The organism is Bradyrhizobium sp. Bra78, from assembly GCF_024519855.1.
GTDB classification, from domain to species: Bacteria; Pseudomonadota; Alphaproteobacteria; order Rhizobiales; family Xanthobacteraceae; genus Bradyrhizobium; species Bradyrhizobium japonicum_G.
On the sequence record NZ_JALJRE010000005.1, the window covers coordinates 286,786 to 311,140 of the forward strand.

Consider the following 24,355-nt stretch of genomic DNA (forward strand, 5'->3'; position numbering starts at 1 on the left):
TGCAGCGCGTAGCGCTGCTCCGCAGAGCCGGGATCCACGCCGCACGAACTCCTCACTTCAATCCACCGCCTTCACGATATCCGGCGGCTGCGAGGCGTAATATGCCGCGGCCTGCTCGATCTCCTGCGGCGTCATCGCGCGTGCGACGTTGCGCATCTGCTGGCTGATGTCGTTGCGCCGTTCGTCGGAGGCGAAGGCCTGGAGCTGCGCCTTCATGTAGGCCTCCGACTGGCCCTCGAGCCACGGGCTGCCGGTTTTGTTGTCGAGGCTGCCATGGCAGGAGCCGCACGGCGCGATCCCGCGCATCGGCGCGCCATAGATCACGATATTGGGCTTCGGCAGCTGCGGCGTCGGGTGGTAGGCCGGCAGCCGCGGCAGATAGGCGTAATAGTTCGAGAGGTCCGCGATCTCCTGATCCGTCAGATTGACGGCGAACGGCGACATCACCGCATTGGTGCGCGCGCCGGTGCGGAAATCGTGCAGCTCCTTGTAGATCACGGCAGCGTACTGGCCGGCGAGGTTGGGCGAATCCGCGCGGCTGACGCCGGTCGGGCCGTGGCAGATCGCGCAGCGTTGAGCCAGGGTGGCACCGCGGCCGATCGCTTCCTGGCTCGGGCGTGACAGCGTGTTCGACGTGAGCACGACCTCCGAGAGGCGCTTGCTCTGCTCCGGCGTCGCCACGCTTGCCGCGCGCTGCGGCACGCCGGCGGCGCTGCAGATCGCATCCCAGACGTTGGCGAACTGAACCCAGGGCTGTGCGAACGGTAGCACGATGAAACCGGCAATCGCCGTCACGACGAAGATAGCGGCAAAGATGCCGACACTCGCCTTGAAATGACGATTGGTGAGGGTGAAGAGCTCGCGCGTGCTCATCACTGCGCTCCCACATAGACGGCCGGCACCGAGGTGCCCTCGCTCAGCGCCAGATTCAGGATCGGATAGCCGTAATTGGTGAGGGTGAGGCCGATCATCAGCGCCACCCACAACGCGTGTGTGTTGAGCGCGACCGGGACGGTGGCCGGCTGATGCACGGCGAGCGCGAAGCGATAGGCACCGGCGTCGGCCTGGGGCGCACGCATGCCGCGAGCCAGGATGACGATGAACATGATGCCCGACGCCAGCAGGATGAAGCCGCCGATCGCCGACAGGGTGACCGAGAGCGCCTGCGGCGCGATCGCAGGATCGCCGAAGTCGAAATAGGCCATGCGGCGCGGCATGCCCAGAATCCCGACCCAGTGCCACGGGAAGGTCGTGACGATCATGCCGACGAACCACAGCCAGAGCTGGGTGCGGATCAGGCGGAGATCGACCAGCTCGCGCCCCGTCAGATGCGGCCAGAGATCATAGGCGATCGCGAAATACATGATCACGATGGCGCCGCCGAAGATCAGGTGGAAATGGCCGGTGATCCATTGCGTGTTGTGGATCGAGGTATCGAGCTGGTAGCTCATGTTGATGAGGCCGCCGGCGCCGCCGAAGCCGAGCATGACGAAGGAGAAGGCGAGCGCCAGCATCATCGGATTGTCCCAGGGCAGCGCCGTGATCCAACCGAACAGCCCGCGTCCGCCGCGCAGGCGCGCGGCGATCTCGACAGAGGCGCAGATCGTGAACACGGTCAGAAACGTCGGCAGCGTGACCAGCGCCGTGAAGGCGGAATGGATGAACTTGAAGCCGGCGCCGACCTGCGGATCGGCGAAGGTGTGGTGCATGCCGATCGGCATCGCCACCACCAGAAACAGGATGAAGGAGATCCGCGCCATCGTGTCGGAATAGACCCGGCCGCCGATCGCGCGCGGCACGATGGTGTAATACGCGATGTAGGTCGGCATCAGCCAGAAATAGACGATGGCGTGCAGCGTCCAGGAGAAGAAGATGCGCGCAAGTCCGGCATCGATGGTGTTCTTCAATCCCGCCGCCACCGGGATGATCTGGAGCAACAGCTCGAGCGCGGCGCCGACGGCGGTCCAGGCCCACAGATAGGAGCCCGCGACATTGGCGAACATCGCCAGCGGCACCGGCGCGCCGGGATGGGCCTTTCGCCAGATGCGCAGATTGACCGACATCAGCGCGACCCAGATCCAGGAGCCGACCACGACCAGCACGACGCCGAGATAGTAGAAGACGTTGCCGATCAGCGGCGGATAGAACGTGTAGAGCACCGAGGCACGGCCGAGCGCGATCGGGATCACGGCCATGATGCTGCCGATGACGATCAGCCAGAAGCCGGCCCAGGCCCAGCGCACGCCGACGAGGCGCTGCTGCAGCGCGGCCTCGCTGATGGCATAGCCGAAGCCCATCGCGACCAGGGTCGGGAAGACGTAGCCCATCACCGTGCCGTGCGCGGTCAGCGAACGGTAATAGAGCTCGGGATTGGACAGCCAGGTGCCGATCGGGCTGCGAATGAACATCTGCCAGGCGCCGAGCGTGAGCGCGATGCCGAACACGGCGAAGGCCAGCCAGAAATGGGCGAGAATGAGCTTCCTATTGACCAACACAGCTCAGCCTCCCGCCACCCTTCGCGCGGTTCGCGAACTCGGCCTTGTCGATCACCTTGACCTTGCCCCACATGCCCTCGTGGCCGAAAGAGCAAAACTCCTGGCAGGGCATCAGATAGTCACCGGTCTTTGTAAAGCGCATCAGCTGCTCGGAGATGTAGCCCGGAACCAGCATGGTGTTGACGTTGGTGCCCTGGATCAGGATGCCGTGCACGACGTCGGCGCTGGTGGCGCGCAGCGTGATCGGCGTGTCGGCGGGCACCACGATGCAGGCCGGCGTGAAGGAATATTGCTGGCCGATCGCGCGCACCGTCACGTTGCCGTTGGCCTCCAGCACGCTGCCAAGATTGCTCTCGACGAACTCGCCGCTCAGATGCAGCCGCGAGGGATCGGTGGTCTCGACGCGCGGCTGCGGCATGGTCGCGCGATGAATGCCCGCGAATGCCGCCAGCAGCGCCATCATCACGATGATGATTGCCGCGATGGTGGCCCAGCGCCGCTCGACGCGGGCTGCGACCTCGGTGCTGGCGCTGCCGTTGCCGTGGGTTTCCTCGGCGCTCATTGCAGCGACCCGCGCGGCAGGAAGACGAACAGATAGAAGGCGAACCACATCGCGACCACGCAGGCGGTGGCGATGCCGGCGAGCACGATCGCGCCGGACGGGCCCTGCGCCACGACCTCCTCGACAGCCTGATCGGCGGCGGCGGGGCTGGTCGGCGGATCGGAATTGAACATGACGTTTCCTCGGCGCCTCTCAGTTCAGCGGTGCGGAGCGCAGCTCGTTGGCCTCGCGCGCCGAGACCGGCGTGCCGCGATTGCCCCAGGCGGTGCGGATGTAGGAGACGACGGCGGCGACCTCGTTGTCGGAGAGGAGGCCGGCGAAGGGCGGCATGCCATACGGCATCGGATTGCCCTTGGTCCCCGGCGGATAGCCGCCGTTCAGCACCATGCGGATCGGATTGACCGCCGACTGCATCTCGATCGACTGGTTGTTGGCGAGCGGCGGCCAGTGCGGCGGCTTGCCTTCGCCCTGCGTGCCGTGACAGCTCGCGCAGCTCTTGTCGTAGACGGTCTTGCCGAGGCTGATCAGCAGGCTGCTTTCGGTGGTCGGCAGTGCCGAGCTTGCCGGCGGCGAAGGCGAGGGCTCCGCGATGCCCTTGAGGTACACCGCCATCGCCCTGGTGTCCTCGTCGTTGAGATATTGCAGGCTGTTGTGCACCACCTCGGCCATCGGACCGTAGACCACGCCGCGCATGGAGACGCCGGTCTGGAGCAGATCGGTGATGTCCTTGATGCTCCAGTCGCCGAGGCCTGCTTCGCGATTCGACGTCAGCGAGGGCGCGTACCAGTTCTGCATCGGGATCAGCCCGCCCTTGAAGGCGTCCGATTGCGAGGTGCCGCCGAGCGCGTTGATCGGCGAATGGCACATGCCGCAATGGCCGAGGCCCTCAACCAGATAGGCGCCGCGATTCCATTCCGCCGATTTTTTCGGATCCGGCTTGAACTCGCCTTCGCTGAAGAACAGCGTGCGCCAGCCGAGGATGAGCTGACGGTTGTCGTAAGGGAAACGCAGCTCGTGCGGCTTGTTCTTCTGGTTCACCGGCGCGACCGAGCGCAGATAGGCGAAGATCGCGTCGCTGTCGGCGCGCGTGACCTTGGTGTAGGACGCAAACGGCATCGCCGGATAGATCAGCCCGCCATCCGGGAAGCGCCCGTTGTGCATGGTTCTGTAGAAATCGTCTGCGCTCCACTTGCCGATGCCGGTCTCCGGATCGGGCGTGATGTTGGAGGTGTAGATCGTTCCGAACGGGGTCGGCATCGGACGTCCGCCGGCGAACAGGCGGCCCTCGGCCGCGGTATGGCAAGCGGTGCAGTCGCCGGCTCGGGCGAGATATTCGCCGCGCGCGATGACATCGCCCGTCTTGTCCTGCGCCTGCGCAGCCGTGGTGAGCGCTACGAGCGCGAGGAGCGTGATCGACAATTTGAAGCCCATCATCCGCCTCGTCAGTTGGGCTGGCTGCCGCAGCCGAAGGGCAGCGCGTAGGTGCCTTTCGGGACGGGAGCAGGGTTGGCGGGAGCCGGCCGCGTGGCGAGCCAGGCTGCGACCGCGGTGACGTCGGCTTCGGTCAGGTGGCCGGCCACAAGCTGCATGCAGTCGGGCGACCTGGCGGTGCGGGTGCCGTAGCGCCACGCGCCAAGTTGCGCGCTGATGTAGTTGGAGCGGAGGCCCAGCAGGCCGGGGATGCCGGGCTGCATGCCCGTCAGTCCCGGGCCGTGGCAGCTGACGCAGGCCGGAATGTTGCGCCCCGCATCGCCGCTGGTCACGAGCAGCTCGCCCTGCGCCAACACGTCCTTGCTGACCTCGCTCGGCGCGGGCTGCGGCAGCGGCGGATGCTCGCTGGCGAAATATTCCGCCATCGCCTCCAGATACGGGTCCGGCAGAAACTCCAGCAGATAGTTCATCGGCGGGTATTTGCGCCGGCCGCTGCGGAAGGCGAGGAGCTGGTTGTAGAGATAACCGGCCGGCTTGCCGGCAAGGCGCGGGAAATAGACGTCGCTGGTACCTTCGCCCTTGTTGCCGTGACACGGCGTGCAGGCTTCCACCCGCGCTGCCATGGTATCCGGCGGCTGGTTGGCCGTTTGTGCGGCTGCACCATCAAAGGCGGTCAAAGCAATCATGACGACGGCCGAGGCCGCGGCGCGAGCGAGCACTTTTGTCGCCCTCCAGAGGGGTGGGTCGGTTGATTCCGGACCACAACGTAGAGCGGCATTATTGCGCCAATATTTTTGCCGCGCCAAGTTCTGACGGAAACCACGACGTTTGGTCGCGCTTGAACCGTCACGATCCCGATCGAATTCGACAAGATTTGCGTGCTTTTTGAAAAGCAAACATGACGCTGCAGCCTCGCGGCGTGTCTCGCCCGAGCTTTGCTTCGTCGTGTCGCCCTCTTTTGTCAGAGGGCGCAGGGAAGGCCGGGTGCCGGCTGGCACCCACGGTCCACTGTGCGAAGGTTGCGCTACAAGATTCTGCACAGCGGCATACAGGTTAAGCCCAACACACGGCCTTCCCTGCGCAGCGGTTTGACGGCTTATGCCGTGCTCTCCCCGGGGAGCGATGCACTATTGCCCCCGTCGCCTTGCGGATCGCTGATGCGCGTGCCCGGTCGGGCCGCCGCATCACCGCAGGACTTGACGCACAGACCCCGGGCGTCAGGACGACACGGTTTTGCCGTACGCGAACCGCACCGGTCGTTGCGCGCCGCTGTCGCTCACGGTTTTTGCCGCCCTGCGATGCCCTTCGCGCCAGTGCTGCCAGCGTCCGCCACAACCCATCCCGCGTTTCGTGACGATCGCGATACGCCCCTCTGACTGGGGATGAGGTGGCGCAGGAATACGCCAAAGCCGAATTTCGGTAAAGTGGAATCTTTTCGTCGGCCGGCATCGACCCATCGATGGCGTGTTTTGCCCGTCGGGCAACGCAAGAGATTGTGGCCCGCACGAGCGCAGCCATATCCGGGACGGCGACCCGCGGATCGACGAGAAGGCCGCACCGGCGGTCAATGTGTCGAAGGTCATCGATGCCGCCAATCCCGCAGCGCCCGTCGTGGAGTTGACCGTGAGCGCGAAGCTGAAGCCGTCGGATGCCGATGCGGTCAGGCAGCACGTGCTCGATCACGCCAGCGCGCTGCTCGCGGCGGCGCGAGGTCTCAGCCCCGCGGCGGTCTGCGCTTGGCCACATGCCGGCGCGGCGAGCGGGTCACGCGAGGACGCAGACGAGTGGCTGCGGCGGCGCGGCGGGGCTTTGTCGCCGCCTGCGGGCCGCGGGCAAGATCCATCAGCATGCGCAGCGCCTCGACGACGGAGCGCTGACGGACGGCGGTGCGGCCGATCGCGCCGAAACGATGCTCGCGGTGGACGATGCGGCCGTCGCGCGCGGCGACCGCGAAATGGACGAGACCGACCGGTTTGCCCGGCGTGGCGCCGCCCGGACCGGCGATGCCGGTGATGGCGACCGCGAGATCGACGCCGGCACGCTCCAGCGCGCCGACCGCCATGGCGGTCGCGGTCTCCTTGCTGACGGCGCCAAAATTGGCAAGCGTCCCGGCCTCGACCCCCAGCATCGCGCGCTTGGCGTCATTGGAATAGGTGACGAAGCCGCGATCGATCACGTCGGACGAGCCGGGGATGTCGGTCAGTGCGCCTGCGACGAGCCCGCCGGTGCAGGACTCGGCGGTCGCGATCGTCAGCTTGCGCATCCGGCACAGATCGAGCAGCGAGCGGGAGAGGGCGCGTGCGTCGCTGCCGGCCATGGACTAGGCGCTCCAAGTCTTCTCGTTAAACGGCAGGCGGATGGTGGCGCTTGCGGTGGCCGCGATGCCTTCCTCGCGGCCGGTGAAGCCGAGCCGCTCGCTGGTCGTCGCCTTCACAGCGACGCGGGAGATGTCGACACCGGAAATCTCGGCGATGCGCGCGCGCATGGTGTCGCGCAAGGGGCCGATCTTCGGCCGCTCGCAGATCATCGTCACCTCGAGATTGGCGACGCGGCCGCCCCGCGCGGTGACGCGTTCGATGGCGTATTTCAAGAACTGGTCGGAGGAGGCGCCCTTCCACTTGGCGTCGCTCGGGGGAAAGTGCGAACCGATATCGCCATCGGCGAGCGCGCCGAGAATGGCGTCGACCAGCGCATGCAGGCCGACATCGCCGTCGGAATGCGCCAGGAAGCCCTTGCTGTGCGGCACGCGGACGCCGCAGATCATGACATGGTCGCCCTCGCCGAAAGCGTGCACGTCATAGCCCGTGCCGGTCCTGATGTCGCCGAGCAGGCTGGCCAGGCGCGCTTCCTCGCGCACGAAATCCTCGGGGGTGGTGAGCTTCATATTGGCAACATCGCCTTCAAAGGTTGCAACCGTCAATCCCGCCCATTCGGCAATCGCGGCATCGTCGGTGAAATCGCTGCGCCCGTCCTTTGCCGCCCGACGATGCGCCTCGAGGATGACGTCGAAACGAAAGGATTGCGGCGTCTGCGCGATTCGCAGGCGAGCCCGGTCCGGCGTGTCCTCGACTTGGCCGCTCGCGCCGGTGACCTTGATGGTGTCGGTGACGGGAACGACGGGGATCGCGGCGCCGGTGCGGCTCGCCGCCTCGATCGCGCGCGAGATCACGCCGTCCGAGACGAAGGGCCGCGCGGCGTCGTGGATCAGGACGATGTCCGGCTTGTGCTTTGCAAGCGCTTCGAGACCGGCGAGAACGGAAGCCTGCCGGGTCGCGCCGCCATTTGTCGGCGGCTCGTGCTTGAGTCCTGCGACCGCCGCCGTGAACATGGCGCTGTCGTCGGGGTTCACCACCGGCTGCACCGCGAACACCTCGGCGTGACCGCTGAAGGCTTCCATGGCGCGATAGATCACCGGCACGCCGCCGATCTCGCGATATTGCTTCGGCCCACCAGCACCTGCGCGCAGGCCGCGTCCGGCCGCGACAAGAACGACTGCGGTGCGCTGTGATTTCGCCATAGGACTCAAATACTCAGTTGATAATGAGGAGAACTCGGGAGTGGGGTGATGGCCGCATGCCTCTAGCACGACAGGCCCGCAAAAAAAGGGGGTTTCCCTGGATTGTGGGAAACAGCATTTTGTTGCACTGCACTTGAAAGATTTGCAGAACTGTCTAAACTGTAGGCATGACGCTTGACTGCACAAGAATTGTGCGCAAGATAGATCATGGCAGGCGCGATGAGGCCCTGCCTACGCAACGAGACCCCTGTGACCGGCTCGGCATTATCTGGCTCTAAGCCGTTGAAAATAGGCGATATTGATGTCGCCGCCCCGGTCTTCCTGGCGCCGATGTCGGGGGTGACGGACTCGCCCGTCCGCAGGTTGGCCGCGGAGCTGGGGGCCGGTTTGGTCGTGTCCGAAATGACCGCCAGCGACGAGCTCGCCAATGGCCATCGGATGTCCCGGTTGCGCTGCGAAGCCACGGGAATCGGCCCGCATGTAGTCCAGCTCGCCGGCTGCGAGACGCATTGGATGGCAGAGGGCGCCCGGATCGCCGAGGCCGAAGGCGCCGATATCATCGACATCAACATGGGCTGTCCGGCCCGTCACGTCACCGGCGGCCAGTCCGGCTCGGCCCTGATGCGTGACCTCGACCATGCCGTCAGCCTGATCGAGGCGACGATCGCGGCGGTGAAGGTGCCGGTGACGCTGAAGATGCGGCTCGGCTGGGACGACCTCACGCGCAACGCGCCGGAACTGGCGCGCCGCGCGGAGGCATCCGGCGTCAAGCTCGTCACCGTGCATGGCCGCACCCGCTGCCAGTTCTACAAGGGCGAGGCCGATTGGGATGCGATCCGCGCCGTGCGCGAGGCCGTCTCGATTCCGCTCGTCGTCAATGGCGACATCACGTCTTACGAGAAGGCGCTCGCGGCGCTGGAAGCCTCCGGCGCCGATGCCGTGATGATCGGCCGCGGCGCCAATGGCCAGCCCTGGCTGCCCGGCCAGATCGGCCGCCGCCTGAAGGGCGGGGCAGCGGAAGCCACGCCGTCGCTCGAGACGCAGCTCCATTACGTGCGCACGCTCTATGAGGGTGTCTGCGCGCTGTACGGCCTGCGCATCGGCCTGAGGCACGCGCGAAAACATCTCGGCTGGGCGCTCGACGTTGCGGCCGATGTGAGTCGTGCGCCGGCCGCGACGCTGAAATCCTGGCGCCAGAAGATCCTCACCTCGGAGGATCCGGGCCGCGTCCACCAGTCCCTGCAAGATGCCTTCGACGACTTCGCATGGAGCGCTGCTGCATGAGCTCAGCCGTTGAACATCGTCGGCCGATTCCGTCCGACAGCGACGCCATCCTGGACGCACTTCCCAATCCCGTGCTCATGATCGGGCCGGACGGCAAGATCGTCGCCGCCAACATCGCGACCGAAGCCTTCTTCGAGATCTCGACGCAGTTCCTGAAGCGGCAGTCGCTGAAGGAGCTGGTTCCGTTCGGAAGCCCGTTGCTGGCGCTGATCGACCAGGTGCGCTCGTCGAATTCGCCGGTCAACGAATACAAGGTTGATCTGGGCACGCCGCGCATGGGCGGCGACCGCCAGGTCGATCTCCACGTCGCGCCGCTGACCGAGCGGCCCGGACATATCGTGGTGATGCTCCAGGAACGCACCATCGCCGACAAGATGGACCGCCAGCTCACCCATCGCAGCGCCGCGCGCTCGGTGATCGCGCTGGCCGCGATGCTGGCGCACGAGATCAAGAATCCGCTCTCCGGCATCCGCGGCGCGGCGCAGCTTCTGGAGCAGCAGGCCTCCTCGGAAGACCGCATGCTGACGCGGCTGATCTGCGACGAGGCCGATCGTATCGTGACGCTGGTCGACCGCATGGAAGTGTTCGGCGACGAACGTCCCGTGGTCCGTGGCCCCGTCAACATCCATTCCGTGCTCGATCACGTCAAACGGCTGGCGCAATCGGGCTTTGCCCGCAACATCCGTTTCGTCGAGGACTACGATCCCTCGCTGCCGCCGGTGCTGGCGAACCAGGATCAGCTCATTCAGGTGTTCCTCAATCTGGTCAAGAACGCCGCCGAAGCCCTGATCGACGTTCCCGACGCCGAGATCCAGCTCACCACCGCGTTCCGTCCCGGCGTGCGTCTGTCAGTCCCCGGTCAAAAATCCCGGGTATCTCTGCCGCTTGAATTCTGCGTCAAGGACAATGGACCAGGCGTGCCGGACGATCTTCTGCCCAACCTGTTCGATCCCTTCGTGACCACCAAGCAGACCGGCTCGGGTCTGGGCCTCGCCCTGGTCGCGAAGATCATCGGCGATCACGGGGGCATCATCGAATGCGAATCTCAGCCGCGCAGGACCACCTTCCGCGTGCTGATGCCGATGTATTCCACATCGGTGAAACATGCCGATCAAAGCAGTCGCGACGGCTCTGCCGGGAAGTCGTCGTCTGCATCACAGGGGGCAAAATGAGGATTAACGATGCCCGCAGGTAGCATTCTCGTTGCTGATGACGACACCGCCATCCGCACGGTTCTCAATCAGGCACTATCCCGCGCCGGCTACGAGGTCAGGCTCACCGGCAATGCCGCGACGCTGTGGCGCTGGGTCAGCCAGGGGGAGGGCGATCTCGTCATCACCGACGTGGTGATGCCCGACGAGAACGCGTTCGACCTGCTGCCGCGGATCAAGAAGATGCGGCCGAATTTGCCCGTCATCGTCATGAGCGCGCAGAACACGTTCATGACGGCGATCCGCGCCTCCGAGCGGGGAGCGTACGAATATCTGCCAAAACCCTTCGACCTGAAGGAGCTGATCGCCATCGTCGGCCGCGCGCTGGCCGAGCCGAAGGAGCGGATCTCGTCGCCGGACGAGGACGCCGAGATGGAGGCGATCCCGCTGGTCGGCCGCTCGCCGGCGATGCAGGAAATCTACCGCGTGCTGGCGCGGCTTATGCAGACCGATCTCACCGTGATGATCACGGGCGAGTCCGGCACCGGCAAGGAGTTGGTGGCGCGCGCGCTGCATGATTACGGCAAGCGGCGCAACGGCCCGTTCGTCGCGGTCAACATGGCCGCGATCCCCCGTGACCTGATCGAGTCCGAACTGTTCGGCCATGAGCGCGGCGCCTTCACCGGCGCCAACACCCGCGCCTCGGGCCGGTTCGAGCAGGCCGAGGGCGGCACGCTGTTCCTCGACGAGATCGGCGACATGCCGATGGAGGCGCAGACGCGCCTGCTGCGCGTGCTTCAGCAGGGCGAATACACCACCGTCGGCGGCCGCACTCCGATCAAGACCGACGTGCGCATCGTCGCGGCCTCCAACAAGGACCTGCGCGTCCTGATCCAGCAGGGCCTGTTCCGCGAGGATCTGTTCTTCCGCCTCAACGTCGTGCCGCTGCGGCTTCCCCCCTTGCGCGAGCGCATCGAGGACCTGCCGGACCTCGTGCGGCACTTCTTCACGCTGGCCGAGAAGGACGGCCTGCCGCCGAAGAAGCTCGACACGCTGGCGCTGGAGCGGATGAAGCAGCACCGCTGGCCGGGCAACGTGCGCGAGCTCGAGAACCTGGCGCGGCGCCTCGCGGCGCTCTATCCGCAGGACGTGATCACCGGCTCCGTCATCGACGGCGAGCTGGCCCCACCCACGGTCAGTGCGGGTGCCGCCGTCCAGCAGGGCGTCGACAATCTCGGTGGCGCGGTGGAGGCGTATCTGTCCTCGCACTTCCAGGGTTTTCCGAACGGCGTGCCGCCGCCGGGGCTCTATCACCGCATCCTCAAGGAGATCGAGGTGCCGCTGCTGACGGCTGCGCTCGCCGCCACCCGCGGCAACCAGATCCGCGCAGCCGACCTGCTCGGCCTCAACCGCAACACGCTGCGGAAGAAGATCCGGGATCTCGATATCCAGGTCTATCGGAGCGGGGGCTAGTTTTTCGAACCTGACGGTGGCTCAGCTCCCCTACCAAAGCGGAGCTGAGCCTGTCCGGATCGCGCTGGCCGTTGTGGCTGACGCGGTGAGCAGAAGTCCGATCCGGGCTGAAATGTTCCTCTGGAACATGCAAAAGGTCATTCGGCCTGGGGCGCGCGTCCTCAGACCTATCTGACCAGCCGGGTTGAAACCGGCATCGTGGAGGCGAGGTTCACCGACCGCGCCTCCAGGCTCGGGCCGTTGACCAAGAGGTCAGCGGCCACGATCAGCAGCAGCACGGCCGAAACCATCATCGCGAGAAAGAACCTGTCCATGCGGGATCAAGCCGGAAGGACGGGAATCCGTTCCGCCGGCTGGCGCCGGCCCGGCATGCCCTGTGGATGCGCCGGTCCGCCGTGGCAGATGCGCCGCGGAATTGTCGCAATTCGGCAACATTGTGGTAGGAATGCATCAGTATCCGCGATCCGCGGATCCCCGTTTTCAGCATCCCCATTGCCGGAATGACCAGCGCAGACACCTCGGCCGCATCCTTTGACACGGCCCCAGCGGAAGAGCCCCGGCGTTGGTCGGTGCGACGCTGGCTGGCGCCCTTTGCCGTAGCGCTGGCGCTGCTGTCCGCCCTGCTGACCTTTCTGGTCCTGACCGGACTGACGAACATCGAGCCGACACCGGCGGTGGTCCGCTCGTTCTACCTGCTTAATGCGGCCACCATCCTGCTGCTGGTCGGGATCATCGTGCGCGAGCTGTGGCAGCTGATCCTGGCGCGGCGGCGGGGCCGGGCGGCGGCGCGCCTCCATGTCCAGATCGTCAGCCTGTTCTCGATCGTGGCGGTGCTGCCGGCGGTGCTGGTCTCGGTCGTTGCCAACGTCACCATCGAGCGCGGCCTCGACCGCCTGTTCTCCGGCCCGACCAAGGAGGTGATCCAGAATTCGCTGACGATCGCCCGCGCCTACATGCAGGACCATGCGCAGCTGATCCGCGGCGATATTCTCGGCATGGCCAACGACATCGCTCATGCGCGGCCGCTCTACGACCAGGATCGCCGCTCGTTCCGCGAGCTGCTGACCGCCAGCGCCGGCTCCCGCAATCTGCCGGGCGCGATGATCATCGACAAGAACACCAACATTCTCGAATCCGCCGACACCGGCATGCGGCTGGCCTATTCGCCGCCAGCGCCGGACTTCCTCAGCAACGTCAACGAATCCGAGCCCGAGATCGCGGTGCTGCCGGACGCCAGCTACGTCGCCGCCGTGATCCGCTTGCGCGCCTTCAGCGACACCTTCCTCTACGTCGCGCGGCCGCTCGATCCGAACGTCGTCACCCAGCTCAAGCAGACCGAGGTCAGCGTCGCCGAATACGCCCAGATCGAGTCGCGCCGGCTCGGCATCCAGGTCGCATTTGCGCTGATGTTCGCGGTGATCGCGCTGACCATCCTGATGGCCTCGGTGCTGATCGGCCTCAACTTCGCCAACTCGCTGGTCTCGCCGATTCGGCGGCTGATGAACGCGGCCCATACGGTCTCGACCGGCGACCTCCATGTGAAGGTCCCGGTGCACCAGTCGGAAGGCGACCTCGCCCAGCTCGGCGAGACCTTCAACAAGATGACGCAGGAATTGCGCAGCCAGCGCGACGAACTCGTCAACGCCAGCGATCTCATCGACAGCCGCCGCCGCTTCATCGAAGCGGTGCTGTCCTCTGCGAGTGCCGGCATCATCGGCGTCGATACCTCGGGCAGCGTCGGCATCCTCAACCGCTCCGCCGAGAAGCTGATCGGGCACTCCGAAGCGGAGACGCTCGGCCATCCGCTCTCCGACGTGCTGCCCGAGCTCGACGAGATGATGAAGACGGCGCGGGAAGGGACCCAGCGCCTGGTGCAGGGCCAGATCACGATCACGCGCGACGGGCAGGAACGCAATCTGTCGGTCCGCGTCAGCGCCGAGAAGACCAGCCAGCCGCACGACAGCCACATCATCACGCTCGACGACATCACCGAGCTGGTCTCGGCGCAGCGCACCTCGGCCTGGGGCGACGTGGCGCGCCGCATCGCCCACGAGATCAAGAACCCGCTGACGCCGATCCAGCTCTCGGCCGAGCGCATCCGCCGCAAATTCGGCAAGTCCATCACCGAGACCAAGGACAAGCAGATCTTCGAACAGTGCACCGACACCATCGTGCGCCAGGTCGACGATATCCGCCGCATGGTCGACGAGTTCTCGCGCTTTGCGCGGATGCCCAAGCCGGTGATGGAGGGCGAGGACGTCGCCGACACCGTGCGGCAGGCCGTGTTCCTCATGAAGGTCGCCCATCCCGAGATCGAGATCGAGGCGCAATTCAAAGAGGATCCGCTCCGCGCCCAGTTCGACCGGCGGCTGATCTCGCAGGCGGTCACCAACATCGTCAAGAACGCCACCGAGGCGATCGAGCAGGTCCCGGCCGAAGAACTGGGAAAAGGCCGGATCGACGTCGTGGTCTCGCGCGAGGGCGAGGACGTGCTGATCGACGTCATCGACAACGGCATCGGCCTGCCCAAGGTGGCGCGGTCGCGTCTGCTCGAGCCTTACGTGACGACACGCGCCAAGGGCACCGGCCTCGGGCTCGCAATCGTCGGCCGCGTGCTGGAAGACCATGGCGGACGCATCGAGCTGAAGGACGCCTCCGACTTCCGCGAAGGCCAGCGCGGCGCCTGGATGCGGATGCGGTTTGCGATCTCCGGCGCTCCCGCGAAAAGCGAGGGGGCCGAGCCGGCGGGCGAGGCAACGATCAAGCCGGAAATCGCGGAAGCGAGCACGGCTCCCGCCAAGCACCTCGAAACAATAGAGCCGGCCTCCGGAACCAAAGAGCCGGCTGAAAAGACCAATGATTCAACGAAGATCGAAGCCTCAACAGGCAACTGAGAAGACAGGCGCGACCCATGGCAAGTGAAATTCTGATTGTCGATGATGAGGCCGATATTCGGGATCTCGTTGCGGGCATCCTCGAAGACGAGGGCTTCGTGACCCGGACGGCACGCGACAGCGACACGGCACTCACCGAGATCGCCAACCGCAGGCCGCATCTGGTGTTCCTCGACATCTGGCTGCAGGGCTCCAAGCTCGACGGCTTGCAGCTGCTGGAGCAGGTCAAGAAGGACAACGCCGATTTGCCGGTCGTGATGATCTCCGGTCACGGCAACATCGAGACCGCGGTCGCCGCGATCAAGCGCGGCGCCTACGATTTCATCGAGAAGCCGTTCAAGGCCGACCGGCTGATCCTGGTCGCCACCAGGGCGCTGGAGAACTCGCGGCTGAAGCGCGAGGTCAAGGAGCTGAAGCAACTGGCGCCGAGTGCCAGCTCGCTCGTCGGCCGTTCGCCCAGCATGAACCAGCTGCGCCAGACCATCGAGCGCGCGGCCAAGGCCAACAGCCGCATCCTGATCGTCGGCCCCGCCGGCGCCGGCAAGGAGCTGACCGCGCGCACGCTGCACACCGCCTCGGGCCGAGCCGACGGCCCGTTCGTCGTGATCAATGCCGCCGCGATCACGCCGGAACGGATGGAGCACGAGATGTTCGGCGTCGAGCAGTCCAACGGCGAGCAGCCGCGCAAGGCCGGCGCGCTGGAGGAAGCCCATGGCGGCACGCTGTTCATCGACGAGATCGCGGACATGCCGCGCGAGACCCAGAACAAGATCCTGCGCGTGCTGGTCGAGCAGTCGTTCCAGCGCGTCGGCGGCACCGCCAAGGTGCAGGTCGACGTCCGCATCATCTCCTCCACCGCGCGCAATCTGGAAGAGGAGATCGCGGCCGGCCATTTCCGCGAGGACCTCTATCACCGGCTCTCGGTGGTGCCGATCCGTGTGCCTGCGCTGTCGGAGCGCCGTGAGGACATTCCGGAATTGATCGACTATTTCATGGAGCAGATCTCGGCGGGCAGCGGCCTGCCCAAGCGCCAGATCGGGCAGGACGCGATGGCGGTGCTGCAGTCGCATGTCTGGCCGGGCAATGTGCGCCAGCTTCGCAACAACGTTGAGAGAGTCATGATTCTGGCCGCGGGCGGACCCGAGGTCATCATCACCGCCGACATGTTGCCGCAGGACGTCGGCTCGATGGTGCCGGCGATGCCGACCAGCAACAACGGCGAGCACATCATGGGCCTGCCGCTGCGCGAAGCGCGCGAAGTGTTCGAGCGCGACTATTTGATTGCACAGATCAGCCGTTTCTCAGGAAATATTTCTCGCACGGCCGAGTTTGTTGGCATGGAACGCTCGGCCCTGCACCGCAAGCTGAAGGCGCTCGGCGTCGGCTAGGGCTTTTCGAGCGGAGTTGCATCACGGTTCGCGTCGGGAAAAAGGCGTCAAAGCAACAATCTGGAGCGGCGACGTTGCGGCCGGACCTCAGGGATAAGCGAGGAAAATCATCGATTTCCGTAGTTTTTCGGGGCAATACCGCGTGGGCTGCCGCGTGAAGCGGCTTGCCTAATATGTCCACCTGTCCTCTAATCGCACAGCTGTTCCTTCCGAGGGGGATCTCATGAGGACGGCAACCGGAAGCGGCTCCAGCAAAAGAGGGCCGCAACCGGCGCAATAAAAAGAAACTCAAAGCGAGAAAAAAACAATGGCGGCAGACCGCGCACAAAACCTACAGGACACCTTCCTCAATCACGTTCGCAAAACGAAGACGCCACTGACGATCTTTCTGGTCAACGGAGTGAAGCTCCAGGGCATCGTGACCTGGTTCGACAATTTCTGTTTGCTGCTTCGGCGCGACGGTCACTCGCAGCTCGTCTACAAGCATGCGATCTCGACCATCATGCCGGGCGCTCCGATCCAGTTGTTCGAAGGCGGCGAGGATCAGCCGGCTTGAGAGTGATCTGATTGGAACCCCGGAATTTCGACGGGGAAGCCGACCGTCCGCAGTCGGCAGGGGCAAAGCGAACGGGGCGGGTGCTTGTCATCGGCCCCTATTTGCGGGTGCGCGCAGGCAGTGCCGACGCGCAATCGGAAAGTCATATCCTGCGAAACGCCGAGGCCCGGCTCGACGAAGCCGCGGGCCTCGCGCGCGCGATCGATCTCGTCATCGCCGATGCCATCATCGCGCCGATCAGCCAGATCAGGCCCGCGACCTACATCGGCAAGGGCAAGGTCGAGGAGATCGCCGCGCTGGCCAAGAGCCTCGATGTCGAGCTCGTGGTGATGGATTGCGCGCTGGCGCCGATCCAGCAGCGCAATCTCGAGAAGGAATTGCACGCCAAGGTGCTCGACCGCACCGGCTTGATCCTCGAAATCTTCGGCCGTCGCGCCAAGACCAAGGAAGGCTCGCTTCAGGTCGAGCTCGCGCATCTCAACTACCAGCGTTCGCGCCTCGTCCGCTCATGGACCCATCTCGAACGCCAGCGCGGCGGTTTCGGATTCATGGGCGGCCCGGGCGAGACGCAGATCGAGGCCGATCGCCGCCTGATCCAGGAACGCATCTCCAAGCTCGAGGGCGAACTGAAGAAGGTGCAGGCGACGCGGCGCCTGCACCGCGCCGGTCGCCAGCGCGTGCCTTATCGCGTGGTGGCGCTGGTCGGCTACACCAATGCCGGCAAGTCGACGCTGTTCAACCGCCTGACCCGCGCCGACGTCCAGGCCGCCGACATGCTGTTCGCCACGCTCGATCCGACCTTGCGCGCGCTCACTTTGCCGCATGGCGGCAAGGCGATGCTGTCGGACACGGTCGGCTTCATCTCGAACCTGCCGACGCAGCTCGTCGCAGCCTTCCGCGCCACGCTGGAGGAGGTGCTGGAGGCCGACGTCATCCTGCATGTGCGCGACATCTCGCACGAGGATGCCGAGGCGCAGCAGGGCGACGTCGATGCCGTGCTGCGCCAGCTCGGCATCAATCCTGACGACAGCGGCCGCATCATCGAGGTCTGGAACAAGATCGACCGTTACGGCCCCGAGCAGCGCGAAGAGCTGTTGAACATCGCCGCGCGCAGGCCGGAAGATCATCCGGCCATGCTGGTCTCGGCCGTGTCGGGCGAGGGGGTCGACGCGCTGCTCGCCGCGATCGAGGAGCGCCTGGCTGCCAAACGTACCACGCTCGATCTCTCGATCGACGCCGCCGACGGCGCCGGCATCAGCTGGCTGCATCGCAATTCCGAGGTGCTGGCCAAGGAGCTGCATGACGGCCGGTTCGACATGACCGTGCGGGTCGACGAAACCAAGCGGGATATCGTGGTCAATCGCTTCGACGCCGTGCCGCGTCTTTCGGCCTGAACGATGTCGTCCCGGCGCAGGCCGGGACGAATACCTCGTGATCTATCGATTGCGATTGGTAGAAGCACCGAACGACGAGTCTTCGCCAAACTACTCCTTGGGGTTATGGGTCCCGGCCTTCGCCGCATTCCACAACGCATCCATCTCCGCCAGCGACGCCTGCTCCAGCGTCCGTCCCTGCGCTTCCAGTGCCCGTTCGATGAACGCAAACCGCCGTTCGAATTTCGCATTCGTCGCGCGCAGCGCGGCTTCCGGATCGGCATCGACATGGCGGGCGAGGTTGACCAGCGCGAACATCAGGTCGCCGGTTTCCTCCGCCAGCCCCTCGCTGTCGTTGCGATCGAGCGCAGCCTCGATCTCGTCGGCTTCCTCCCGGATCTTTGCCAGCACGGCGCGGGGGTCGTTCCAGTCGAAGCCGACGGTCGAGGCCTTGCGCTGCAGCTCCATGGCGCGCGTCAACGCGGGCTGGCCGGCCTTCACGCCTGAGAGCAGCGATTTATGCGGCGGCGCCTCCTCCGGTGGCCGGCGTGCGGCGCGCTCGGCCTTTTCCTCGGCCTTGATGCGGTCCCAGACTTCCTTGACGTGGGAGGAGGCGAGGTTGCCGTCCTTGTCGGCGAAGACATGCGGATGGCGCCGGATCATTTTTCGCGTGATGGCCTCGACGATGTCGCCGAAGGCAAACGCGTTCTGCTCCGACGCCATCTGGGCGTGGAACACGACCTGAAGCAGGAGATCACCGAGCTCCTCGCGCAAATCGTCGAGATCGCCGCGGCTGATGGCCTCGACCACCTCATAGGCTTCCTCGATGGTGTAGGGCGCGATCGTCGCAAAATTCTGCTCGAGGTCCCAGGGGCAGCCGGTCACCGGCGTGCGCAGCGCCGCCATGATCTCGATCAGGCGGGAAATGTCGCGGGATGGGGTCATTGCGGGGCAGTCTCCTGGGTCTCCAACCTTATGCCAAAAGCGGCCGGCCGATCCCAGCGCCGGCACGCGGAACAGGCCGATTTCCACCGATTGGCTGATACGTTCCGCAATGCTAAAGCGCGGAGCCATGAGTGATGCATTTTCCTCCGAAACCGCGCTGGTGCTGTTCTCCGGCGGCCAGGACTCGACCACCTGCCTTGCCTGGGCGCTCAGCCGCTTCGCGCGCGTGGAAACGCTGGGATTCGACTACGGCCAGCGCCACGCCGTCGAGCTCGACTGCCGTGAGCGGCTTTTCGACGGTCTCAAGAGCCTGCGCGCGGATTGGGCCGCAAGACTCGGCGAGAGCCACACACTGTCGATCCCGACGCTCGCGGCCGTGTCAGAGACGGCGCTGACGCGCGACGTCGCGATCGCGATGGGCGCAGACGGCCTGCCGAATACGTTCGTGCCCGGCCGCAATCTGGTGTTCTTGACCTTCGCCGCGGCGCTGGCCTACCGGCGCAGCATCACTGACATCGTCGGCGGCATGTGCGAGACCGACTATTCCGGCTATCCCGATTGCCGCGACGACACCATCCGCGCGATGCAGGCAGCGCTCTCGCTCGGCATGGCGAGGTCCTTCGAGCTGCATACGCCCTTGATGTGGATCGACAAGGCCGCGACGTGGCAGCTTGCGCATGACCTCGGCGGCGAGGGGCTGGTCGATCTCATCCGCGAGCAGTCGCACACCTGCTATCTCGGCGAACGCGGCGCGCAGCATGAGTGGGGATACGGCTGCGGCGAGTGCCCGGCATGCAGCCTGCGGGCGAAGGGGTGGCGGGAATACGTGGCGGGGAGGTAGCGCGCCAATCTGCGCTGTCATTGCGAGCGAAGCGAAGCAATCCAGTATCCTTCTACGGTGGCAGTCTGGATTGCTTCGTCGCAAGAGCTCCTCGCAATGACCAACGTGGCGCGAGCTTACCGAAAATCCTCGTCCCGCAGCTCGATCGGCTTGCCGTGCGGCGTCCGATCCGCGGCGTGGTCCCAGGCGTCGCGGTAGCGATGCAGGGTTTCCGTCGAGGCGACGCCCTTGCTGGCGACTAAACCCTCCAGCGTGGCGAGCCAGTGCAGATAATAGGTCTCGCCCGTATCGGGATCACCCGCTGCCTGCGCGCGCTTGATCTCGAAGGCCAGGGCTGCGGCCCATTCGGGCCACGTGAACACGCCGCGCTCGTGCAGGCTCACGGCCATCGCGAAGGCGTGCGCCTCCCAGGGCGCGCGGAACACCGGGCCTTCTTCGTCGCGCGGAATGCTCGGGATCGCCGCTGTCGCGGCGGCAGCAGCGCTACCACTCATTACGCCGGGTCCAGATACGGCTCGAACGCGTCGATCGACACCTTCGAGGTCGGGTCACCGTCCGTGCCCCAGAGATCGCTGCCTTCGAATACGACCGTGTAGAGCCACTGCGGATTCTCGCCGAGCTCCATCGCCGCCGAATCCGGAAACACGTGGCAGCCATGGTTCAGCTCGACGACGCCCACATGGCCGCGCACATAGCGCGGCAGCCGGGTGTGCGTGGTCGGATGGATGTTCCTGGCGCGCACGCGGTCGCCGATGTTGAATTTTGCGGGCGCAGGCGCCGTGCGGGCGAACTTGCCGCGCACCATGATGCGCTCGACCTGGCCGAGATCGAACTTGCCGTGCATGAGCGCTTTTGCCGGTTGAATCGCATGCCCGGCGGCGACCTCCTCTCTCGTGAGGTAGCCCTTCTCGATCAGCATCTCCTCGAGCCCGAGAAACCATTTCTTGTAGTAGGAGCTCGACAGATACACATCCGGCGGCAGCGTCTCGCGATAGAAGCGCGAGGTGTCGATGTTAAAGGCGCCGGCCGCGCCCATCGCGCGCACCATGGCGAGGACGCGCGACTCCCATTCCTCGTGAAACATCGGCTCGTTCGACTCCGGCTCGACCTTGCCGAAGCCGTCCATGCCGCCCATGTCGTGCACGCCGTTCATGACGGCGCTCCGGGCGTCTTGGGAAAGCCGGTGCCGATCATGGAATCGCGCGTGACCAGCTCGGCGAGCTGTTCTTCGCTCCAGCCTTCGGTGCCCTCGGGCCGCATCGGCAGCACGAGGAAGCGCGTCTCGGCTGTCGAATCCCAGACCCGGATTTCCATGTCCTTGGGCAGCGTGACGTCGAAATCGGCGAGCACGCCACGCGGGTCCTTCACCGCGCGCGAGCGGTAGGGCGCGGCCTTGTACCAGACCGGCGGCAGACCGAGCATCTCCCAGGGGTAGCAGGAGCACAGCGTGCACACGACCATGTTGTGCCGCTGCGGCGTGTTCTCGACCACGACGAGATGGTCGCCGACGCGGCTGACATGGCCGAGCGTGCCGATCGCCTTGCTGCCGTCTTCAAGCAGCGCCGTCTTGAAGGCCGGATCGGTCCAGGCCTTGGCGACGACCCGCGCGCCGTTATGCGGGCCGATCTTGGTCTCGTAGGCCTGGATGATGGCGTCGAGCGCGGCCGGCTCGACATAGCCTTTTTCGGTCAGGATCGTCTCGAGCGCGCGCACGCGCAGCTCGGTCTCGGACAGCTCGGAATGATCGTGATCGTGGTGGTGATGATGCTCGCTCATGGGGGTGAAGATAGTCCCAGAATCCGGGCGTTGTCGAGGCGAAGACTCTGCTAACATCGCGCCATGGGCTGGGCTGCACGAACCGGAATGGCCGCCGCAATCGCGGCTCTTGTCGCACTCGCGGCGCAGGATGCGCGCGCCGCGAATGGCGCCTATGCGGTGGATGCCGCCGATATCTCCGAGGTCGGCTCCTGCAAGGTGGAAAGCTGGATGTCGGCGGCGACCAACACGGATTTTTCCGCTGTCGCCAATCCCTCCTGCGTCGTCGATCCCTTCAGGCCGATCGAGCTGAGCCTGCAGACGATCCGGGCCCGCAGCGACGGCGACTGGAGCACGACGGTCGCCCCAAAAGCCAAGACGAATTTCATCCCGACCGGAATAGGCCGGTGGGGATTGTCGGCGTATGGCGGCGGATCATTCGACGCGGCGACCGGCGATGCCCTGTCCGCCTTTGTCGTCATCCCCGCGACCTACCGCCTGTCCGAGACCATGCGCATCAACGTCAATGGCGGCTGGCTCTGGGATCGCACGGTCGACCGCCATTATCTGACCTACGGCATCGGCTTCGACTGGAAATTCACCGACACCTTGCAATGGACGATCGAGGCATACGGTCAGGCCGGCGCCTCCGAGATCGCGAGCGTGGTGCAGCCGCGCTTCCAGACCGGCGTGCGCTACCGGCCGAACGAGATATTCTCCGTCGACGTGATCTACGGCCGCAACATTACCGGCGAGAACGCCAACTGGATCACCGTCGGCACCACGATCCGGTTTCCGGTACCCGGGGCACAGCCCGAGCATCACCGCACCGGTCATCTCTAGCATAAAGAACAACAAGACCAGGGAGGTTGCGTTGACCGACTATGTGAAGATCGAGAAAGGCCTCGGGCCGGAGGGACGGATCGCGGTCGTGCGCTTCGACCGTGGCGACGGCATCAACGCGCTGTCGCCGGAGGCGCTGCGCCAGCTGACCGCGGCGGCGCGCAGCTTCGAGGATGATGCCGCGACGTCCGTCGTGGTGCTGACGGGCAGCGCCGCCGCGTTCAGCGCCGGCTTCGACCTCAAGGATGCCGAAGGACGCTCGCGCAAGGACATGGACCTCGGCACGCTGCGGCGGCACCTCAAGCTCGGGCCGCGACTTACCCATGCCTGGCAGGAGATGGAGCAGATCACGATCGCGGCCATCGAGGGCTTCTGTGTCGGCGGCGGCGTGGCGCTCGCGGTGGCGCTCGACTTCCGCGTGATGGGGCACGATGCCCATCTGCGCGTGCCCGAGATCGGGCTCGGCATGAACATGAGCTGGCAGAGCATTCCGCGCATGCTGCATTTGATCGGGCCGGCCCGGACCAAGCAGGCGGTGATTTTGGCCGACCAGCGTATCAGCGCCGACGAGGCCTATGAATGGGGCCTGGTGGAGCAGGTGACCGACCCCGGCCATGCGTTCGATGCCGCCATGGAGATTGCCCGCAAGGTTGCCGCGCAGCCGCCGCTTTCGGTCGCCATGACCAAACTGACCGTCAACCGGCTCGCGCATGCGCTGGACGATCTCGCCAGCCACATGGACGTCGACCAGTTCGCGCTGGCGAGCCTCACCGAGGACCACAAGGAGGGCGTCGAGGCGTTCCTGGCCCGCCGCAAGCCGCGGTTCAAGGGGCGGTAGAACGCAAGGTCAAGCCATTGATCGGGCCGCGGACGGTCCGTATACGCCGCGCTCGGACAAGAGCGGCTCGGTCAACGGGCCGGCAGGACACGATGACAATCGGGGGAGGGCTCATGACAGCCAGTTCTCAGACGCCTGAGGCGAAAGGATTTAGCTGGAAGCTGATCGCGCCGCTCGTGGTGTGGCTGGCGATCTATCTGTGGCCGGTGCCATCGGGGCTCAACGTCAATCAGTGGCACTATTTTGCGGTGTTCGCGGCCGTCATCACCGGGCTGATCCTGGAATCGATGCCGGTCGGCGCGGTCGGCCTGATCGGGCTCACGGTCGCCGGCATCAGCGGCTACATCGATCCCGATTCGACCAAGTCGCTGCGCTGGATGCTGGCGGACTTTGCCGAGAGCACGGTGTGGCTGATCGTCGGCGCCTTCGTGTTCTCAATCGGCTATCGCAAGAGCCAGCTTGGCCGGCGCATTGCGCTCGTGCTGGTGCAGAAGCTCGGGCGGAACACGCTCGGCTTCGGCTATGCGGTCGCGATGTCGGACTTCCTGCTCGCGCCGGCGACGCCGTCCAACACCGCGCGCAGTGGCGGCATCGTCTATCCCATCATCAACAACATCCCGCGCATCTACGGCTCCGAACCGGGGCCGACCGCCGGCAGGATCGGCACCTATGTGATGTGGACGGCGTTCGCGTCGACCGCCGTCATGATGCTCGCCGTCGTCGTGGTGCTGATCGCGCCGGTGCAGCTCGTCCAGAGCGCCGGCGACTATCTTGCGCGCCGGGTCAACCGCCGGCTGCGGTATCGCTGACGTCGTTTTCGAGACGTCGCGGACAAGCAGGTTCTTGTCCATCTGGAAACATTCCAAATCCACAACGTGACTGGGCGCATTCGCCGCATGCGCTGTGCACGCGTCTGGAGAAATTCTAACGCGGTTCCTATCGCGCTCCGAAATCGGCTGCGTTACGGCGAGGCATCAAAAACGATACCGGCAAAGCCGGCAGTGATGGC

Annotated in this window: 24 protein-coding genes; 11 read left to right on the plus strand and 13 right to left on the minus strand. The window is 65.5% G+C overall.

The features are described from left to right. Positions 1 to 57: 57 nt before the first annotated feature. The 8 genes from OC450_RS14410 to OC450_RS14445 all read right to left on the minus strand — a co-directional run bounded on the left by OC450_RS14410 (position 58) and on the right by OC450_RS14445 (position 8,005). The gene (locus OC450_RS14410) at positions 58 to 873 is read right to left on the minus strand and encodes a c-type cytochrome (protein ID WP_256806711.1); all 816 of its coding nucleotides are present in this window, start codon (positions 871 to 873) and stop codon (positions 58 to 60) included. After that, the gene (locus OC450_RS14415; protein ID WP_256806709.1) at positions 873 to 2,495 is read right to left on the minus strand and encodes a b(o/a)3-type cytochrome-c oxidase subunit 1; all 1,623 of its coding nucleotides are present in this window, start codon (positions 2,493 to 2,495) and stop codon (positions 873 to 875) included. Before OC450_RS14415 ends, OC450_RS14410 begins: the two co-directional genes overlap by 1 nt. Continuing rightward, positions 2,482 to 3,057, minus strand: a complete 576-nt coding sequence (locus OC450_RS14420) for a cytochrome C oxidase subunit II (RefSeq protein WP_211387319.1) — start codon at positions 3,055 to 3,057, stop codon at positions 2,482 to 2,484. The genes OC450_RS14415 and OC450_RS14420 overlap by 14 nt, the downstream gene beginning before the upstream one ends. Further along, positions 3,054 to 3,230 carry a hypothetical protein gene (locus OC450_RS14425; RefSeq protein WP_181769924.1) on the minus strand — a complete coding sequence of 59 codons (177 nt, stop codon included), beginning with the start codon at positions 3,228 to 3,230 and terminating at the stop codon, positions 3,054 to 3,056. Before OC450_RS14425 ends, OC450_RS14420 begins: the two co-directional genes overlap by 4 nt. A 19-nt stretch (positions 3,231 to 3,249) precedes the next feature. After that, positions 3,250 to 4,488, minus strand: coding sequence for a cytochrome c (locus tag OC450_RS14430; protein ID WP_211387318.1), 1,239 nt, complete (start codon positions 4,486 to 4,488; stop codon positions 3,250 to 3,252). Between the two features lie 11 nt (positions 4,489 to 4,499). Beyond that, positions 4,500 to 5,207 (minus strand): c-type cytochrome, encoded by a 708-nt coding sequence (locus tag OC450_RS14435; RefSeq protein WP_211387317.1) that lies wholly within the window; start codon positions 5,205 to 5,207, stop codon positions 4,500 to 4,502. Positions 5,208 to 6,202: 995 nt separating this feature from the next. Next, a complete protein-coding gene (locus tag OC450_RS14440) occupies positions 6,203 to 6,805 on the minus strand; it encodes a CinA family protein (RefSeq protein ID WP_211387353.1) in 603 nt (200 codons plus the stop codon). Between the two features lie 3 nt (positions 6,806 to 6,808). Next, entirely contained in the window at positions 6,809 to 8,005 is a 1,197-nt protein-coding gene (locus OC450_RS14445; protein WP_211387354.1) for a bifunctional 2-C-methyl-D-erythritol 4-phosphate cytidylyltransferase/2-C-methyl-D-erythritol 2,4-cyclodiphosphate synthase, read from the minus strand. Between the two features lie 282 nt (positions 8,006 to 8,287). Between OC450_RS14445 and dusB the strand changes: the two genes are divergently transcribed. From dusB to ntrC, 3 genes are read left to right on the plus strand one after another with little or no spacing between them, the layout of a single operon-like run. Continuing rightward, the gene (dusB, locus tag OC450_RS14450; RefSeq protein ID WP_256806702.1) at positions 8,288 to 9,289 is read left to right on the plus strand and encodes a tRNA dihydrouridine synthase DusB; all 1,002 of its coding nucleotides are present in this window, start codon (positions 8,288 to 8,290) and stop codon (positions 9,287 to 9,289) included. Further along, on the plus strand, positions 9,286 to 10,461 hold the full coding sequence (locus OC450_RS14455; protein WP_256806700.1) for a two-component system sensor histidine kinase NtrB: 1,176 nt from the start codon (positions 9,286 to 9,288) through the stop codon (positions 10,459 to 10,461). The genes dusB and OC450_RS14455 overlap by 4 nt, the downstream gene beginning before the upstream one ends. A gap of 9 nt (positions 10,462 to 10,470) precedes the next feature. Then, entirely contained in the window at positions 10,471 to 11,913 is a 1,443-nt protein-coding gene (gene ntrC / locus OC450_RS14460) for a nitrogen regulation protein NR(I) (RefSeq protein WP_211387357.1), read from the plus strand. Positions 11,914 to 12,080: 167 nt separating this feature from the next. On the opposite strand, the gene OC450_RS14465 is transcribed toward ntrC, so the two are convergent. Further along, on the minus strand, positions 12,081 to 12,227 hold the full coding sequence (locus OC450_RS14465; protein WP_211387367.1) for a hypothetical protein: 147 nt from the start codon (positions 12,225 to 12,227) through the stop codon (positions 12,081 to 12,083). A 186-nt stretch (positions 12,228 to 12,413) separates the two neighbouring features. Here OC450_RS14465 and OC450_RS14470 point away from each other — a divergent pair, with 186 nt between their 5' ends. From OC450_RS14470 to hflX, 4 genes are all read left to right on the plus strand, one after another. Beyond that, the gene (locus OC450_RS14470) at positions 12,414 to 14,807 is read left to right on the plus strand and encodes a sensor histidine kinase NtrY-like (RefSeq protein ID WP_211386492.1); all 2,394 of its coding nucleotides are present in this window, start codon (positions 12,414 to 12,416) and stop codon (positions 14,805 to 14,807) included. A gap of 17 nt (positions 14,808 to 14,824) precedes the next feature. Continuing rightward, a complete protein-coding gene (locus OC450_RS14475) occupies positions 14,825 to 16,195 on the plus strand; it encodes a sigma-54-dependent transcriptional regulator (protein WP_211386491.1) in 1,371 nt (456 codons plus the stop codon). A gap of 307 nt (positions 16,196 to 16,502) precedes the next feature. Continuing rightward, positions 16,503 to 16,751, plus strand: coding sequence for an RNA chaperone Hfq (gene hfq, locus OC450_RS14480; protein WP_007591126.1), 249 nt, complete (start codon positions 16,503 to 16,505; stop codon positions 16,749 to 16,751). An 11-nt stretch (positions 16,752 to 16,762) separates the two neighbouring features. Further along, on the plus strand, positions 16,763 to 18,145 hold the full coding sequence (hflX, locus tag OC450_RS14485; RefSeq protein ID WP_211386490.1) for a GTPase HflX: 1,383 nt from the start codon (positions 16,763 to 16,765) through the stop codon (positions 18,143 to 18,145). Between the two features lie 90 nt (positions 18,146 to 18,235). On the opposite strand, the gene mazG is transcribed toward hflX, so the two are convergent. Beyond that, positions 18,236 to 19,069, minus strand: a complete 834-nt coding sequence (gene mazG, locus OC450_RS14490) for a nucleoside triphosphate pyrophosphohydrolase (protein ID WP_211386489.1) — start codon at positions 19,067 to 19,069, stop codon at positions 18,236 to 18,238. A 127-nt stretch (positions 19,070 to 19,196) separates the two neighbouring features. Between mazG and queC the strand changes: the two genes are divergently transcribed. Continuing rightward, positions 19,197 to 19,910 carry a 7-cyano-7-deazaguanine synthase QueC gene (gene queC / locus OC450_RS14495; protein ID WP_262048103.1) on the plus strand — a complete coding sequence of 238 codons (714 nt, stop codon included), beginning with the start codon at positions 19,197 to 19,199 and terminating at the stop codon, positions 19,908 to 19,910. A gap of 116 nt (positions 19,911 to 20,026) precedes the next feature. Here the strand turns inward: queC and OC450_RS14500 are convergent, their stop codons facing one another. Genes OC450_RS14500 through nthA form a run of 3 tightly spaced genes read right to left on the minus strand, consistent with a single transcriptional unit; the run spans position 20,027 to position 21,686 of the window. Continuing rightward, entirely contained in the window at positions 20,027 to 20,404 is a 378-nt protein-coding gene (locus OC450_RS14500) for a nitrile hydratase accessory protein (protein WP_262048104.1), read from the minus strand. Beyond that, on the minus strand, positions 20,404 to 21,063 hold the full coding sequence (gene nthB, locus OC450_RS14505; protein ID WP_262048105.1) for a nitrile hydratase subunit beta: 660 nt from the start codon (positions 21,061 to 21,063) through the stop codon (positions 20,404 to 20,406). The genes OC450_RS14500 and nthB overlap by 1 nt, the downstream gene beginning before the upstream one ends. Further along, positions 21,060 to 21,686 carry a nitrile hydratase subunit alpha gene (gene nthA, locus OC450_RS14510; protein ID WP_211386485.1) on the minus strand — a complete coding sequence of 209 codons (627 nt, stop codon included), beginning with the start codon at positions 21,684 to 21,686 and terminating at the stop codon, positions 21,060 to 21,062. The genes nthB and nthA overlap by 4 nt, the downstream gene beginning before the upstream one ends. 63 nt (positions 21,687 to 21,749) lie before the next feature. Between nthA and OC450_RS14515 the strand changes: the two genes are divergently transcribed. The 3 genes from OC450_RS14515 (at position 21,750) to OC450_RS14525 (ending at position 24,155) form a co-directional block, all read left to right on the plus strand. Further along, the gene (locus OC450_RS14515) at positions 21,750 to 22,508 is read left to right on the plus strand and encodes a hypothetical protein (RefSeq protein WP_211386484.1); all 759 of its coding nucleotides are present in this window, start codon (positions 21,750 to 21,752) and stop codon (positions 22,506 to 22,508) included. A 31-nt stretch (positions 22,509 to 22,539) separates the two neighbouring features. Beyond that, positions 22,540 to 23,346, plus strand: coding sequence for an enoyl-CoA hydratase/isomerase family protein (locus tag OC450_RS14520; protein WP_262048106.1), 807 nt, complete (start codon positions 22,540 to 22,542; stop codon positions 23,344 to 23,346). A gap of 113 nt (positions 23,347 to 23,459) precedes the next feature. Then, positions 23,460 to 24,155, plus strand: a complete 696-nt coding sequence (locus OC450_RS14525) for an anion permease (protein ID WP_262048107.1) — start codon at positions 23,460 to 23,462, stop codon at positions 24,153 to 24,155. The last annotated feature ends 200 nt before the right edge of the window (positions 24,156 to 24,355 follow it).